Origin of the sequence: Vogesella mureinivorans (assembly GCF_007644035.1) — a bacterium.
Classification (GTDB): domain Bacteria; phylum Pseudomonadota; class Gammaproteobacteria; order Burkholderiales; family Chromobacteriaceae; genus Vogesella; species Vogesella mureinivorans.
The window spans coordinates 1-267 of the sequence record NZ_VMTV02000110.1 but is presented as its reverse complement, the minus strand read 5'-3'; the positions used below and the strand labels follow the sequence as shown (position 1 = coordinate 267).

Genomic DNA, 267 nt, shown 5'->3' with positions numbered 1-267 from the left:
TGACGGTCTCGGTCCCCCGCCCGGTCTCGGTGTCCAGGCGCACGCGCTCCACGGCCTCGACCTCGGTGTCGACCACCGGGCGCTCGGCGTGCAGCACGACCTCGTGCTCCTCCTCCGACAGCGCCGGGCCGTCGTAGGCGTCGCCGCGATTGGCGTCGGTGATCGGCTCGCGCTCGACCCGCACCTCCTCGCGGCTCACCGGCACCTGCACCGACTGGTGCTCGGTCACGATGTGCTTGCGCAGCCGGGCCCGGCCGATCTCCTGGG

1 protein-coding gene is annotated in these 267 nt (G+C 73.8%); it reads right to left on the bottom strand.

Features of this window, described 5'->3' with window-relative positions; all coding sequences use genetic code 11:
* Positions 1-267, bottom strand: a 267-nt coding sequence (locus tag FLQ44_RS02860) for a YsnF/AvaK domain-containing protein (protein WP_147692968.1), incomplete at both ends; no start/stop codon positions are given.